The organism is Streptomyces sp. NBC_00286 (genome assembly GCF_036173125.1).
GTDB lineage: Bacteria > Actinomycetota > Actinomycetes > Streptomycetales > Streptomycetaceae > Streptomyces.
Genome location: NZ_CP108054.1, coordinates 5,965,557 through 5,980,102 on the forward strand (window position 1 = coordinate 5,965,557; position 14,546 = coordinate 5,980,102).

11 protein-coding genes are annotated in these 14,546 nt (G+C 68.1%); all 11 read left to right on the forward strand.

The window, feature by feature from the left end; translation table 11 throughout:
- Positions 1 to 43 precede the first annotated feature (43 nt).
- From OHT21_RS27555 to nuoN, 11 genes are read left to right on the forward strand one after another with little or no spacing between them, the layout of a single operon-like run.
- Positions 44 to 1,366 (forward strand): NADH-quinone oxidoreductase subunit D, encoded by a 1,323-nt coding sequence (locus tag OHT21_RS27555; protein WP_328771005.1) that lies wholly within the window; start codon positions 44 to 46, stop codon positions 1,364 to 1,366.
- A 50-nt stretch (positions 1,367 to 1,416) separates the two neighbouring features.
- Positions 1,417 to 2,226, forward strand: a complete 810-nt coding sequence (gene nuoE, locus OHT21_RS27560) for an NADH-quinone oxidoreductase subunit NuoE (protein WP_443050669.1) — start codon at positions 1,417 to 1,419, stop codon at positions 2,224 to 2,226.
- Positions 2,223 to 3,581, forward strand: a complete 1,359-nt coding sequence (gene nuoF, locus OHT21_RS27565; RefSeq protein WP_328771007.1) for an NADH-quinone oxidoreductase subunit NuoF — start codon at positions 2,223 to 2,225, stop codon at positions 3,579 to 3,581. Before nuoE ends, nuoF begins: the two co-directional genes overlap by 4 nt.
- Positions 3,578 to 6,082 (forward strand): NADH-quinone oxidoreductase subunit G, encoded by a 2,505-nt coding sequence (locus tag OHT21_RS27570; RefSeq protein ID WP_328771008.1) that lies wholly within the window; start codon positions 3,578 to 3,580, stop codon positions 6,080 to 6,082. Before nuoF ends, OHT21_RS27570 begins: the two co-directional genes overlap by 4 nt.
- Positions 6,079 to 7,476, forward strand: a complete 1,398-nt coding sequence (gene nuoH / locus OHT21_RS27575; RefSeq protein WP_328771009.1) for an NADH-quinone oxidoreductase subunit NuoH — start codon at positions 6,079 to 6,081, stop codon at positions 7,474 to 7,476. The genes OHT21_RS27570 and nuoH overlap by 4 nt, the downstream gene beginning before the upstream one ends.
- On the forward strand, positions 7,469 to 8,110 hold the full coding sequence (nuoI, locus tag OHT21_RS27580) for an NADH-quinone oxidoreductase subunit NuoI (RefSeq protein ID WP_328771010.1): 642 nt from the start codon (positions 7,469 to 7,471) through the stop codon (positions 8,108 to 8,110). Before nuoH ends, nuoI begins: the two co-directional genes overlap by 8 nt.
- A complete protein-coding gene (locus OHT21_RS27585) occupies positions 8,107 to 8,916 on the forward strand; it encodes an NADH-quinone oxidoreductase subunit J (RefSeq protein ID WP_328771011.1) in 810 nt (269 codons plus the stop codon). Before nuoI ends, OHT21_RS27585 begins: the two co-directional genes overlap by 4 nt.
- Positions 8,913 to 9,212: an NADH-quinone oxidoreductase subunit NuoK gene (gene nuoK, locus OHT21_RS27590; RefSeq protein WP_328771012.1), complete on the forward strand. Its 300-nt coding sequence runs from the start codon at positions 8,913 to 8,915 to the stop codon at positions 9,210 to 9,212. Before OHT21_RS27585 ends, nuoK begins: the two co-directional genes overlap by 4 nt.
- A gap of 14 nt (positions 9,213 to 9,226) precedes the next feature.
- Positions 9,227 to 11,173 (forward strand): NADH-quinone oxidoreductase subunit L, encoded by a 1,947-nt coding sequence (gene nuoL, locus OHT21_RS27595; RefSeq protein ID WP_328771013.1) that lies wholly within the window; start codon positions 9,227 to 9,229, stop codon positions 11,171 to 11,173.
- A gap of 5 nt (positions 11,174 to 11,178) precedes the next feature.
- A complete protein-coding gene (locus OHT21_RS27600) occupies positions 11,179 to 12,750 on the forward strand; it encodes an NADH-quinone oxidoreductase subunit M (protein ID WP_328771014.1) in 1,572 nt (523 codons plus the stop codon).
- Complete coding sequence (nuoN, locus tag OHT21_RS27605) at positions 12,747 to 14,396, forward strand: NADH-quinone oxidoreductase subunit NuoN (RefSeq protein WP_328771015.1); 1,650 nt, start codon at positions 12,747 to 12,749, stop codon at positions 14,394 to 14,396. Before OHT21_RS27600 ends, nuoN begins: the two co-directional genes overlap by 4 nt.
- Positions 14,397 to 14,546 lie beyond the last annotated feature (150 nt).

The following is a 14,546-nucleotide window of genomic DNA, read 5'->3' on the forward strand; positions in this document are numbered from 1 at the left end:
CGTCGCCCGACCACCACCCCTCAACGACTCCCTTCGGGAGGCTGTGATGACCAGTGCCGCATCCGCCCGCGAGACCACGGAAGGCACCGTCTACACGGTCACAGGCGGCGACTGGGACGAGGTCGTCCAGACCGCGGCCCGGGCCGACGACGAACGCATCGTCGTCAACATGGGCCCGCAGCACCCGTCCACCCACGGCGTGCTCCGGCTGATCCTGGAGATCGACGGCGAGACGGTCACCGAAGCCCGCTGCGGAATCGGTTATCTGCACACCGGCATCGAGAAGAACCTCGAGTTCCGTACGTGGACGCAGGGCACGACCTTCGTGACGCGCATGGACTACCTGACGTCGTTCTTCAACGAGACCGGATACTGCCTCGCCGTCGAGAAGCTCCTCGGCATCGAGGACCAGGTCCCCGATCGCGCCTCCATCATCCGCGTGCTCCTGATGGAGCTGAACCGGCTCTCCTCGCACCTGGTGTGCATCGCCACCGGAGGCATGGAACTCGGCGCCACCACGATCATGATCTACGGCTTCCGTGATCGTGAACTCGTTCTCGACATCTATGAGTTGATCACCGGCCTGCGCATGAACCACGCGTACATCAGGCCCGGCGGCCTCGCCCAGGACCTGCCGCCGGGCGCGGTGGACCAGATCCGCGAGTTCGTGAAGAAGATGAAGAAGAACCTTCCCGAGTACGACAAGCTCGCCACCGGGAACCCCGTCTTCAAGGCCCGTATGCAGGACATCGGCTACCTCGACCTGGCCGGCTGCATGGCCCTCGGCGCCACCGGCCCGATCCTCCGCTCGGCCGGCCTCCCACACGACCTGCGCAAGTCGCAGCCGTACTGCGGCTACGAGACGTACGACTTCGACGTCCCGACCGCCGACACCTGTGACGCGTACGGGCGCTTTTTGATCCGCCTGGAGGAGATGCGCCAGTCGTTGCGGATCATCGAGCAGTGCCTGGACCGGCTGAAGCCCGGTCCGGTCATGGTCGCCGACAAGAAGATCGCCTGGCCCGCACAACTGGCTCTCGGCCCCGACGGCCTGGGCAACTCCCTCGACCACATCAAGCAGATCATGGGCACCTCCATGGAGTCCCTGATCCACCACTTCAAGCTGGTGACCGAGGGCTTCAGGGTCCCGCCCGGCCAGGCGTACGCGGCCGTCGAGTCGCCCAAGGGCGAACTCGGGGTGCATGCCGTGTCCGACGGCGGCACCCGTCCCTACCGGGTCCACTACCGCGACCCGTCCTTCACCAATCTGCAGGCCATGGCGGCGATGTGCGAGGGCGGCCAGGTCGCCGACGTCATCGTCGCCGTCGCGTCCATCGACCCCGTGATGGGAGGCGTCGACCGGTGACCACCACTCCTTCCGAGCAGGGCGTACAGGCACAGGGCGTCAGCCTGGGCATGCCCCAACTGCCCGCGCCCGACTACCCGGACGACGTTCGAGCCCGGCTCGAAGCCGACGCGCGCGAGGTCATCGCCCGCTACCCGGACTCCCGGTCCGCCCTCCTGCCATTGCTGCATCTCGTGCAGTCGGAGGAGGGCCATGTCACGCGCACCGGCATGCAGTTCTGCGCCGACATGCTGGACCTGACCACGGCCGAGGTCACCGCGGTCGCCACCTTCTACACCATGTACCGGCGCAAGCCCTCCGGTGACTACCAGGTAGGCGTCTGCACCAACACCCTGTGCGCGGTGATGGGCGGCGACGCGATCTTCGAGGCCCTCCAGGACCACCTAGGTGTCGGCAACGGCGAGACCACCGACGACGGCAAGGTCACCCTGGAGCACATCGAGTGCAACGCGGCCTGCGACTTCGCCCCGGTCGTGATGGTCAACTGGGAGTTCTTCGACAACCAGACCGTGGACACCGCCAAGCGCCTCGTGGACGACCTGCGGGCGGGTGCACAGGTCGAACCGACGCGCGGTGCCCCCTTGTGCACGTTCAAGGAGACCGCACGGGTCCTGGCCGGCTTCCCCGACGAGCGCCCCGGAGCCGTCGAGGCGGGCGGCAGTGCGGGACCGGCCTCACTGATCGGCCTCCGGCTGGCGAAGGGCGAGATGACTCCCGCGCGCGTGGTGCACCCGCGGGGCTCCGGCGGTCCGCAGGACCAGCCGCCCGCCGAGCACCTCAGCTCGCATGACGCGCCGCAGCGAACCTCGGCCTCCGACCCCGCGCATCCTGCGGGCCCGGTCTCCGAGGAGGGGGAGTGATGACCTTGGCAGCCGAGATCAAAGACACCGGCCCGGAGAAGCTGCTCGCACCCGTGCTGTCGGCCTTCTGGGACGAGGACAAGTCCTGGACGCTGGACGTGTACCGAAGGCACGAGGGGTACGAGGGGCTCCGCAAGGCGCTGGCCATGTCGCCGGACGACCTCATCGCGTACGTGAAGGACTCCGGTCTGCGTGGACGCGGCGGCGCGGGATTCCCTACGGGCATGAAGTGGCAGTTCATCCCGCAGGGCGATGGCAAGCCTCACTATCTAGTTGTCAACGCCGACGAATCGGAACCGGGCACCTGTAAGGACATCCCGCTTCTCTTCGCGAACCCGCATAGCCTCATCGAGGGCATCGTGATCGCCTGTTACGCGATCCGTTCTTCGCATGCCTTCATCTATCTGCGCGGTGAAGTTGTCCCCGTGCTGAGGCGTCTGCACGAGGCAGTACGGGAGGCGTATGCGGCGGGGTACCTCGGCGAGAACATCCTGGGCAGCGGACTCGACCTCCAGGTCACCGTGCACGCGGGCGCGGGCGCGTACATCTGTGGTGAGGAGACCGCACTGCTCGACTCGCTCGAGGGCCGCCGTGGCCAGCCGCGACTTCGTCCCCCCTTTCCTGCTGTCGCGGGGCTCTACGCGTGCCCGACTGTGGTGAATAACGTCGAGTCGATCGCGTCAGTTCCCGCGATTCTCCACAAGGGCAAGGAATGGTTCCGATCGATGGGGAGCGAGAAGTCCCCGGGCTTCACGCTCTACTCGCTCAGCGGCCATGTCGCCCGTCCCGGTCAGTACGAGGCCCCGCTCGGCATCACGCTCCGCCAACTCCTCGACATGAGCGGCGGGATGCGGCCGGGGCACCGGCTCAAGTTCTGGACGCCGGGCGGCTCTTCGACCCCGATGTTCACCGACGAGCACCTCGACGTCCCTCTTGATTACGAAGGAGTGGGCGCCGCGGGTTCCATGCTCGGCACCAAAGCTCTGCAGTGTTTCGACGAGACGACGTGTGTCGTGCGGGCGGTGACGCGGTGGACGGAGTTCTACGCCCATGAGTCCTGCGGCAAGTGCACGCCCTGCCGCGAAGGGACGTACTGGCTCGTGCAGTTGCTGCGCGACATCGAGGCCGGCAAGGGCGTCATGTCCGACCTCGACAAGCTGAACGACATCGCCGACAACATCAACGGCAAGTCCTTCTGCGCCCTCGGCGACGGCGCCGCCTCGCCGATCTTCTCCTCCCTCAAGTACTTCCGCGAGGAGTACGAGGAGCACATCACGGGCCGGGGCTGCCCCTTCGACCCGGCCAAGTCCACGGCCTGGGCCGACAAGGACAAGCACGCGGAGGTGAACGCATGACCGTGACCACCAGCGCTCCCTCCGGGGGCGGGGAGGCGGCGGTTCCGCCGGAAGATCTCGTCTCGCTGACCATCGACGGCATCGAGATCAGCGTGCCCAAGGGCACCCTGGTCATCCGCGCCGCCGAACAGCTCGGCATCGAGATCCCCCGCTTCTGCGACCACCCGCTTCTCGACCCGGCCGGCGCCTGCCGCCAGTGCATCGTCGAGGTCGAGGGCCAGCGCAAGCCCATGGCGTCCTGCACGATCACCTGCACGGACGGAATGGTCGTCAAGACCCATCTCACCTCTCCTGTCGCCGAGAAGGCCCAGAAGGGTGTGATGGAGCTCCTGCTCATCAACCACCCGCTGGACTGCCCGGTCTGCGACAAGGGCGGCGAGTGCCCCCTACAGAACCAGGCCATGTCGCACGGCAACGCCGAGTCCCGCTTCGAGGGCAAGAAGCGGACCTTCGAGAAGCCCGTCCCCATCTCGCCCCAGGTGCTGCTCGACCGTGAGCGGTGCGTGCTGTGCGCCCGGTGCACCCGGTTCAGCAACCAGGTCGCGGGCGACCCGATGATCGAGCTGCTCGAACGGGGCGCACTACAGCAGGTCGGCACCGGAGAGGGCGATCCCTTCGAGTCGTACTTCTCCGGGAACACCATCCAGATCTGCCCGGTGGGCGCGCTGACATCGGCGGCGTACCGCTTCCGCTCGCGCCCCTTCGACCTCGTCTCCTCGCCTTCGGTGTGCGAGCACTGCTCCGGCGGCTGCGCGACCCGTACCGACCACCGGCGCGGCAAGGTCATGCGGAGGCTCGCGGCTCCCGACCCCGAGGTCAACGAGGAGTGGATGTGCGACAAGGGGCGGTTCGGCTTCCGGTACGCGCAGCAGCGGGACCGTCTGACGACGCCCCTGGTGCGCGGCGAATCCGGTGAGCTGGAGCCCGCCTCGTGGCCCGAGGCCCTTGCGGCGGCGGCCGAAGGGCTGCTGGCGGCCCGCTCCAGGACCGGTGTCCTGACCGGCGGGCGGCTCACCGTCGAAGACGCCTACGCGTACAGCAAGTTCGCGCGCGTGGCCCTCGACACGAACGACATCGACTTCCGCGCGCGCGTGCACAGCGGCGAGGAGGCCGCCTTCCTGGCCGCCCGGGTCGCCGGACACGGCCGTGACCTCGACGGTACGGGCGTCACGTACACCTCCCTGGAGAAGGCACCCGCCGTCCTGCTCGTCGGCATCGAGGCCGAGGAGGAGGTGCCCGGCGTCTTCCTGCGGCTGCGCAAGGCCTGGCGCAAGCACGGGCAGAAGACGTTCGCGCTCGCCACGCACGCGACCCGCGGACTGGAGAAGGCGGGCGGCACGCTGCTGCCCGCCGCGCCCGGCACCGAGACCGAGTGGCTGGACGCGCTCGCCTCCGGTGTCGGCCTTGAAGGCGACGGCGCGACGGCCTCCGAAGGCCTGCGCGCCGAGGGCGCCGTGATCGTCGTAGGGGAGCGGCTGGCCGCCGTGGCGGGCGGGCTCACCGCCGCCGTACGGGCCGCCTCCGCGACGGGTGCCGAACTGGTGTGGATCCCGCGCCGGGCCGGGGAGCGCGGCGCCATCGAGGCGGGCGCGCTGCCCTCCCTGCTGCCGGGCGGGCGTCCGGCCACCGACTCGCGCGCGCGGGTCGAGGTCGCAGCCGCCTGGGGAGTCTCCGAACTCCCGCTCCGGGACGGACGTGACACCGGCCAGATCGTCGAGGCCGCCGCCACCGGTGAGCTGGCCGCGCTCGTCGTGGCCGGCGTCGAGGTCGCGGACCTGCCCGATCCGGCACGCGCGCGTGCGGCACTTTCCGAAGTGGGCTTCCTGGTGTCGCTCGAACTGCGCCCCAGTGAGGTCACCGAGCACGCGGATGTCGTACTCCCCGTCGCCGCCGTTGCGGAGAAGGCGGGCACCTTCCTCAACTGGGAGGGCCGGGCCCGGTCCTTCGAGGCGGCGCTCAAGCCCGACCAGATGACCCGCCGGCTGGCGCCGACCGACGCCCGCGTCCTGCAGATGCTCGCGGACGCCATGGACGTACACCTGGGGCTGCCCGATCTGCGCACCGCGCGCGTGGAGCTCGACCGGCTCGGTGCCTGGGACGGTGCGCGGGCCACCGAGCCCCTGGAGACAGGAGCCCAACTGCCGCGCCCCGCCGCCGGGGAGGCAGTCCTCGCCGGGCACCGGCTGTTGCTCGACCAGGGCCGCCTCCAGGAGGGCGACGAGGCGCTCGCCGGGACCCGGCATGCCGCACGCGCGCGCGTGTCGGCCGCCACGGCAGCCGAGGCCGGCGTCAAGAGCGGCGATGTGCTCGCCGTAACCGGCCCCTCCGGAGTGGTCGAATTCCCGCTGCAGATCACGGAGATGCCCGACCGCGTGGTGTGGCTCCCGCTGAACTCCGCCGGAGGAGGTGTCGCCTCCGACACCGGCGCGATCCCCGGTGACCTCGTCCGCATCGGCCCGGCGACGCTCGCCCCCGAGGCCCCCAAGGAGGTGAAGGCATGACTCCGGACCTCACCGCGGCGTCGTACCTCGCGGCTGAAGACCTCTCCATGTTCGGCCGCGACCCCTGGTGGCTGGTCGTCATCAAGGCGGTCTTCTGCTTCGCCTTCCTGATGTTGACCGTGCTCTTCTCCATCGTGTGGGAGCGCAAGGTCGTCGCCTGGATGCAGCTGCGCATCGGCCCCAACCGGCACGGCCCCTGGGGCATGCTCCAGTCGCTCGCCGACGGCATGAAGTTGATGCTCAAGGAAGACGTCATCGTCAAGCGCGCGGACAAGGTGGTCTACGTCCTCGCGCCGGTCGTCGCCGCGATCCCGGCCTTCATGGCGATCGCCGTGATCCCCTTCGGACCGGCCGGCAACGAAATTTCGATCTTCGGCCAGCGCACCGCGATGCAGCTCACCGACCTGCCGATCGCGATGCTCTACATCCTCGCGGTCGCCTCGGTGGGCATCTACGGGATCGTGCTGGCGGGCTGGAGTTCTGGATCCACCTATCCGCTGCTGGGCGGCCTCCGGGCCTGCGCGCAGATGATCTCGTACGAGATCGCGATGGGTGTCGCCTTCGCCTCGGTGTTCCTCTACTCCGGGTCGATGTCGACCTCGGCGATCGTCGAGTCGCAGCAGGACCGCTGGTACATCGTGCTGCTGCCGGTCTCCTTCCTGATCTACGTCGCGACGATGGTCGGCGAGACCAACCGTGCGCCCCTCGACATGCCGGAATCCGAGGGCGATCTGGTGGGCGGTTTCAACACCGAGTACTCGTCGATCAAGTTCGCGATGTTCATGCTCGCCGAGTACGTGAACATGGTGACGGTCTCGGCCGTGGCGGTGACGCTCTTCCTCGGCGGCTGGCGGGCTCCCTGGCCGGTCAGCACGTTCTGGGAGGGTGCCAACCACGGCTGGTGGCCGATGCTTTGGTTCGTCCTCAAGGTGCAGGTGTCGCTGTTCTTCTTCATCTGGCTGCGCGGCACGCTGCCCCGTGTCCGCTACGACCAGCTGATGAAGTTCGGCTGGAAGGTCCTCCTTCCGGTCTCGGTCACCTGGCTGATGGCCGTCGCGACCGTACGGACCCTGCGCAACGAGAACTACGACTTCGCCGACATTGCCCTCTATGTCGCCGCAGCGGTCCTCGGCCTGCTGGTGCTCTCGTTCGCCGTCGACATGTTCCGCGATCGGAAGTCCGGCAAGGAAGCGCAGGAGGCGCCCGCGGAGGCCGTCGCCTTCGACCCGATGGCGGGCGGATTCCCCGTACCACCGCTGCCGGGACAGACGCTGCCACCGGTGCCGAGGCGAAGCCCGCGCCGGGAGCGGGAGTTGATTGTCAGTGGTGGGGTCGATACTGCCAGTGACGGAACCGATGGATCTCGTGACGGAAAGGAGGCGTCCGATGGCTGATGAGCAGAAGGAGACCAAACCCGGTTTCCAGAACCCCGTCGCAGGTTTCGGCGTGACCTTCAAGGCCATGTTCAAGAAGCGGCTGACCGAGCAGTACCCCGAACAGAAGAAGACCACCGCCCCGCGATTCCACGGTCGGCACCAGCTCAACCGCCATCCGGACGGCCTGGAGAAGTGCATCGGCTGCGAGCTGTGCGCCTGGGCCTGCCCGGCGGACGCGATCTATGTGGAGGGCGCGGACAACACCGAGGAGGAGCGCTACTCCCCGGGCGAGCGGTACGGCCGCGTCTACCAGATCAACTACGCCCGCTGCATCCTGTGCGGGCTGTGCATCGAGGCGTGCCCCACGCGCGCGCTGACGATGACGAACGAGTTCGAGCTGGCTGACACCAGCCGCGCCAACCTCATCTACACCAAGGAGCAGCTGCTCGCCGGCCTCGAAGAGGGCATGGTCGACAGCCCGCACTCGATCTTCCCCGGGACGGACGAGCAGGACTACTACCGAGGTCTGGTCACGGAGGCTGCGCCGGGTACGGAGCGCCAGGTTGCCCTCTCCAAGGGAGAGGTGCCGCAGGAGGCCGCCTCGACCTTCGGCCCGGACGAGCCGGCGTCGGAAAAGGTGATCGGCCAATGATGGATCTCGCCGCCTACACCACCTCCACCGGAGAGGCCTTCCAGTTCTGGGTCCTCGGCACCATCGCGGTGATCGGCGCCCTGTGCACCGTCTTCATGAAGAAGGCTGTGCACAGCGCGCTCTGCCTCGCCGGAACCATGATCATCCTGGCGGTGTTCTACCTCGCCAACGGCGCCTATTTCCTGGGCATCGTGCAGATCGTCGTCTACACCGGCGCGATCATGATGCTTTTCCTCTTCGTGGTCATGCTCGTCGGCGTCACCGCCGCCGACTCCCTGAAGGAGACCATCAAGGGGCAGCGCTGGCTGGCCCTCCTGTGCGGCCTCGGCTTCGGCATCCTGCTCTGCGCGGGAATCGGCAACGCCTCGCTGAACGAGTTCAGCGGCCTGGGCCAGGCCAACGCCGGTGGCAATGTGGAGGGTCTCGCCGCCCTCATCTTCACGAAGTACGTCTTCGCCTTCGAGCTCACCGGCGCCCTGCTCATCACGGCCGCCGTCGGCGCCATGGTGCTCACGCACCGGGAGCGCACCGAGCGGGCCAAGACCCAGCGAGAGCTGGCCGAGCAGCGCGTACGGGAAGGCAAGCAGCTCCCGCCGTTGCCCGCCCCCGGCGTCTACGCCCGGCACAACGCGGTGGACATCGCCGGCCTCCTCCCGGACGGCACCGCGTCCGAGCTCACTGTCCACAAGACGCTGCGGGAGCGCGGCCAGATCCGCGATGTGTCCAACGAGGCGATCAATGACCTCAAGGCCCTGGAGCAGCGCGCGGAGGAACGGCTCGGCCGGGAAGAGGAGGCCAAGAAGTGAATCCCGTCAACTACCTCTACCTCGCCGCCCTGTTGTTCACGATCGGCGCCACCGGCGTCCTGATCAGGCGGAACGCGATCGTGGTGTTCATGTGCGTCGAGCTCATGCTCAACGCCTGCAACCTCGCGCTCGTGGCCTTCTCTCGGATGCACGGCAATCTCGACGGCCAGATCATGGCCTTCTTCACGATGGTCGTCGCCGCCGCGGAGGTCGTGGTCGGGCTCGCGATCATTGTGTCCCTGTTCCGTACCCGCCACTCGGCCTCGGTCGACGACGCCAGCCTGATGAAGCTCTAAGGGGTCGCTGAATCGTGGAGAACCTGATTGCGCTGCTGGTAGCGGCGCCTCTGCTCGGAGCGGCCGTACTGCTGTGCGGTGGCCGACGGCTCGATGCCGTCGGCCACTGGATCGGCACCGTCCTCGCGGCCGCCTCCTTCGTGATCGGCGCGATCCTCTTCGCCGACATGCTCGGGAAGGGCGCGGAAGACCGGGAGATGACCCAGCACCTGTTCAGCTGGGTCCCCGTGGAGAGCTTCCAGGCGGACGTCGCCTTCCAGCTCGACCAGCTGTCGATGACGTTCGTCCTGCTGATCAGCGGCGTCGGCTCGCTGATCCACGTGTACTCGATCGGGTACATGGAGCACGACGAGCGGCGCCGCCGCTTCTTCGGCTATCTGAACCTGTTCCTCGCGGCGATGCTGCTGCTCGTCCTCGCCGACAACTACCTGCTGCTGTACGTCGGCTGGGAGGGCGTCGGCCTCGCCTCGTACCTGCTGATCGGCTTCTGGCAGCACAAGCCCAGCGCTGCCACGGCCGCGAAGAAGGCCTTCCTGGTCAACCGCGTCGGCGACATGGGCCTTTCCATCGCGATCATGCTGATGTTCGCCTGGTTCGGCACCTTCGCCTTCGGGCCCGTACTCGAGGCGACGGGCGAGACGAGCGAGGGCAAGCTCACCGCCATCGGTCTGATGCTGCTGCTCGCCGCCTGCGGCAAGTCCGCCCAGGTGCCGCTGCAGTCCTGGCTCGGGGACGCGATGGAGGGCCCGACCCCGGTCTCGGCCCTCATCCACGCCGCGACGATGGTGACCGCGGGCGTGTACCTGATCGTGCGCTCCGGCGCGATCTTCAACGCCGCGCCGGACGCTCAGCTGGCCGTGACCGTCGTCGGCGCCGTCACGCTCCTGTTCGGTGCGATCGTCGGTTGCGCGAAGGACGACATCAAGAAGGCGCTGGCCGGCTCGACCATGTCGCAGATCGGCTACATGATCCTCGCCGCGGGCCTCGGCCCCATCGGCTACGCCTTCGCGATCATGCACCTGGTGACGCACGGCTTCTTCAAGGCCGGGCTCTTCCTCGGCGCCGGTTCGGTCATGCACGGCATGAACGACGAGGTCGACATGAGGAAGTACGGCGGCCTCAGGAAGTACATGCCGGTCACCTTCGTCACCTTCGGCCTCGGCTACCTCGCCATCATCGGCTTCCCCGGCCTGTCCGGCTTCTTCTCCAAGGACAAGATCATCGAGGCGGCCTTCGCCAAGGGCGGCACCGAGGGCTGGATCCTCGGAGGCGTGGCCCTCCTTGGCGCGGCCATCACCGCGTACTACATGACGCGCGTGATGCTGATGACGTTCTTCGGAGAGGAGCGCTGGCGGCATGCTCCGACGCCGTCCCCGGCCGAGCCGAGCGTGGAGCCCGCCGCCGAGACGCACGGCGAGCACGCCGAACCCCACCCGCACGAGTCCCCGAGGTCCATGACTATCCCGATGATCGTGCTCGCCTTCGGTTCGGTGTTCGCGGGAGGGTTCTTCAGCATCGGCGACCGGTTCATCCACTGGCTGGAGCCCGTCACCGACCACGCGCACGGGCATCCGCCGGTCAGCGCCCTGACGGTCACTCTCTCCACGGTGGCCGTGATGGTCATCGGCGTCGGCGTCGCCTACGCCCAGTACGGGCGCCGTCCCGTGCCCGTCGTCGCCCCGCGTGGCTCTCTGCTCACCCGGGCCGCTCGGCGTGACCTCCTCCAGGACGACTTCAACCACGTCGTCCTCGTACGCGGCGGAGAGCACCTCACGCGCTCCCTGGTGTACGTCGACCACACCCTGGTCGACGGGGTCGTCAACGGCACGGCGGCCTCCATGGGCGGCCTGTCCGGACGGCTGCGCAGGCTGCAGAACGGCTTCGCGCGCTCGTACGCGGTCTCGATGTTCGGCGGTGCGGCGGTCCTCATCGCCGCGACCCTGCTGATGAGGGCGGTCTGATACCGATGTCCTTTCCACTGCTGACAGCGACGGCGGCGCTCCCGGCCCTCGGGGCGATCGCCACGGCCGCCGTGCCGGCCGCGCGCCGCACCGCCGCCAAATGGCTGGCGCTGCTGGTCTCGCTCGCCACCCTGGTACTCGCCGTGGTGGTCCTGGTCCGCTTCGAGCCCGGCGGCGACCGCTACCAACTCACCGAATCCCACGCCTGGATCGCGGACTTCGGGGTGCGCTACGAGCTGGGTGTGGACGGCATCGGGGTGGCGCTGATCGCGCTGACCGCGCTGCTGATCCCGTTCGTGATCCTCGCGGGCTGGCACGACGCCGACCCGCTGGAGACCCGCAGCAGCCGCTGGCGTCCGACACAGGGCTTCTTCGCCCTGATCCTCGCCGTCGAGGCGATGGTGATCCTCTCCTTCGAGGCCACCGATGTCTTCCTCTTCTACATCTTCTTCGAAGCCATGCTCATCCCGATGTACTTCCTCATCGGCGGCTTCGGAGACCGCGCCCACGCGGGCACGGACGAGAAGGCGGCGGCCCAACGCTCGTACGCCGCCGTGAAGTTCCTCCTCTACAACCTGGCCGGCGGCCTGATCATGCTGGCCGCCGTCATCGGCCTCTACGTAGTGGCCGGAAACTTCTCGCTGCAGGAGATCGCCGAGGCCCGGGCCAACGGCACGCTGGACATGGCGACCAGCACCGAACGCTGGCTCTTCCTGGGCTTCTTCTTCGCGTTCGCCGTGAAGGCACCCCTGTGGCCGCTGCACACCTGGCTGCCGAACGCGATGCAGGAGTCGACGGCCCCGGTCGCCGTACTGATCACAGCCGTGGTCGACAAGGTCGGCACCTTCGCGATGCTGCGCTTTTGCCTCCAGCTCTTCCCGGAGGCATCGAAGTGGGCGACGCCGGTCATTCTCGTACTCGCCCTGATCAGCATCGTCTACGGGGCGTTGCTCGCGGTCGGGCAGCGTGACATCAAGCGGCTGGTGGCGTACGCGTCGATCTCGCACTTCGGGTTCATCATCATGGGCATCTTCGCGATGACCAGCCAGGGCCAGTCGGGCGCGACGCTCTACATGGTCAACCACGGGATCTCCACCGCCGCCCTGATGTTGGTGGCCGGCTTCCTGATCTCGCGGCGCGGCTCGCGGCTGATCGCCGACTACGGAGGAGTGCAGAAAGTCGCCCCGGTACTCGCCGGCACCTTCCTGATCGGCAGCCTCGCGACCCTCTCGCTGCCCGGCCTCGCGCCGTTCGTGAGTGAATTCCTGGTCCTGGTCGGCACGTTCACGCGCTACCCGGTGATCGGGATCATCGCCACCTTCGGCATCGTCCTTGCCGCGCTCTACACCCTCGTCCTCTACCAGAGGACGATGACGGGCCCGGTGAAGCCCGAGGTCTCGGCCATGCCCGACCTGAGGGTGCGGGAACTCGTGGTCGTCACCCCGCTGATCGCCCTGCTGATCTTCCTGGGTGTCTTCCCGAAGCCGCTCACCGACATCGTCAACCCGGCGGTCGAGCACACCATGTCCGATGTACAGAAGCAGGACCCCGAGCCTGAGGTGGAGGCGGCCAAGTGAGCGCAACAGCCGTCCACAGCCTGTGGACAATGGCGGCCGATCCGATCGAGAAGATCGACGCGCCCAAGATCGAATACGGGCAGTTGTCGCCCACCCTGATCGTCATCGGTGCGGCGATCATCGGCGTGCTCCTCGAGGCGTTCGTGCCGCGCAAGTCCCGTTACTACGCCCAGGTGTTCCTGTCCGTCGTCTCACTCGCCGCCGCCTTCGCCGCGGTCATCGCGCTCGCGACCAGGGGATACGGCACCACGAAGGCCGGCATCGTGGCGATGGGCGCCATCGCGGTCGACGGGCCGGCGCTCTTCTTGCAGGGCACGATCCTGCTGGCCGGTCTGCTCGGCGTGTTCACCTTCGCCGAACGGCGGCTCGACCCCGTGGCGCACGGAAACCGCGTCGACTCGTTCGCCGCGCAGGCCGCGTCCGTGCCCGGCAGCGACAGCGAAAAAGCCGCGGTGAAGGCCGGGTTCACCACCACCGAGGTGTTCCCGCTGCTCCTCTTCGCCATCGGCGGAATGCTCTTGTTCCCGGCGGCCAACGACCTGTTGACGCTGTTCATCGCCCTGGAAGTCTTCTCGCTGCCGCTCTACCTGCTGTGCGCCGTGGCCCGCCGCAAGCGGATCATGTCGCAGGAGGCCGCGGTCAAGTACTTCCTGCTCGGCGCCTTCGCCTCCGCGTTCACGCTCTTCGGCATCGCCCTGCTGTACGGCTACGCGGGCTCGGTGTCGTACGCGACGATCGCGCAGGTCGTCGACGGCTCGATCGAGAACGTGACCCCGGCGCTCGCGGAGACCATGGGCAACGACGCGCTGCTGCTCATCGGCGCCGCGATGCTCGTCATGGGCCTGCTGTTCAAGGTGGGCGCGGTGCCGTTCCACATGTGGACCCCGGACGTCTATCAAGGCGCACCGACCCCGGTGACCGGCTTCATGGCCGCCGCCACCAAGGTGGCCGCCTTCGGGGCGCTGCTGCGTCTGCTGTACGTGGTGCTGCCGGGCCTCAGCTGGGACTGGCGGCCGGTGATGTGGGCCGTCGCGATCGTCACCATGCTGGGCGGCGCGATCGTCGCGATCACGCAGACCGACATCAAGCGGCTCCTGGCGTACTCGTCGATCGCCCACGCCGGGTTCATCCTCGCCGGTGTCATCGCGACCTCGGCGGACGGCATCTCGTCCGTGCTCTTCTACCTGGGCGCCTACTCCTTCGTCACGATCGGCGCGTTCGCGGTCGTCACCCTGGTGCGGGACGCGGGCGGCGAGGCCACGCATCTGTCCAAGTGGGCAGGGCTCGGGCGGCGTTCGCCCCTGGTGGCGGCGGTGTTCGCGGTCTTCCTGCTGGCCTTCGCGGGCATTCCGCTCACCTCCGGCTTCGCCGGGAAGTTCGCCGTGTTCAAGGCGGCGGCGGAGGGTGGCGCGGGCGCGATCGTCGTGGTCGGTGTGATCTCGTCGGCCATCGCGGCGTTCTTCTACATCCGCGTGATCGTGCTCATGTTCTTCAGCGAGCCGAAGCCGGAGGGGCCGACGGTGGCGGTGCCGTCACCGCTGACGATGACGGCGATCGCGTTCGGTGTGGTGGTCACGCTCGTACTCGGTGTGGCGCCGCAGTACTTCCTGGATCTGGCGGGACAGGCGGGAGTGTTCGTGCGCTGACGTGCGTACCCGTTGCGTGGGCCCCGGCACCCTTCGTGGGAGCCGGGGCCTTGTGCGTGTCCAGCGGGAGTAGTCATGGAAGGCAGCCTGTGGATAACTCTGAGGCTGTCAGTGGCGGCCCCTATCGTGGACGCAGTGGTCGAGGCGCGA

Bases quoted from the DNA above. Each gene is read 5' to 3' on its own strand.
- nuoI (WP_328771010.1), top strand. From the start codon at position 7,469: ATGGCTGATGAGCAGAAGGAGACCAAACCCGGTTTCCAGAACCCCGTC.
- nuoH (WP_328771009.1), top strand. From the start codon at position 6,079: ATGACTCCGGACCTCACCGCGGCGTCGTACCTCGCGGCTGAAGACCTC.
- nuoE (WP_443050669.1), top strand. From the start codon at position 1,417: ATGCCCCAACTGCCCGCGCCCGACTACCCGGACGACGTTCGAGCCCGG.
- OHT21_RS27570 (WP_328771008.1), top strand. From the start codon at position 3,578: ATGACCGTGACCACCAGCGCTCCCTCCGGGGGCGGGGAGGCGGCGGTT.
- OHT21_RS27600 (WP_328771014.1), top strand. From the start codon at position 11,179: ATGTCCTTTCCACTGCTGACAGCGACGGCGGCGCTCCCGGCCCTCGGG.
- OHT21_RS27585 (WP_328771011.1), top strand. From the start codon at position 8,107: ATGATGGATCTCGCCGCCTACACCACCTCCACCGGAGAGGCCTTCCAG.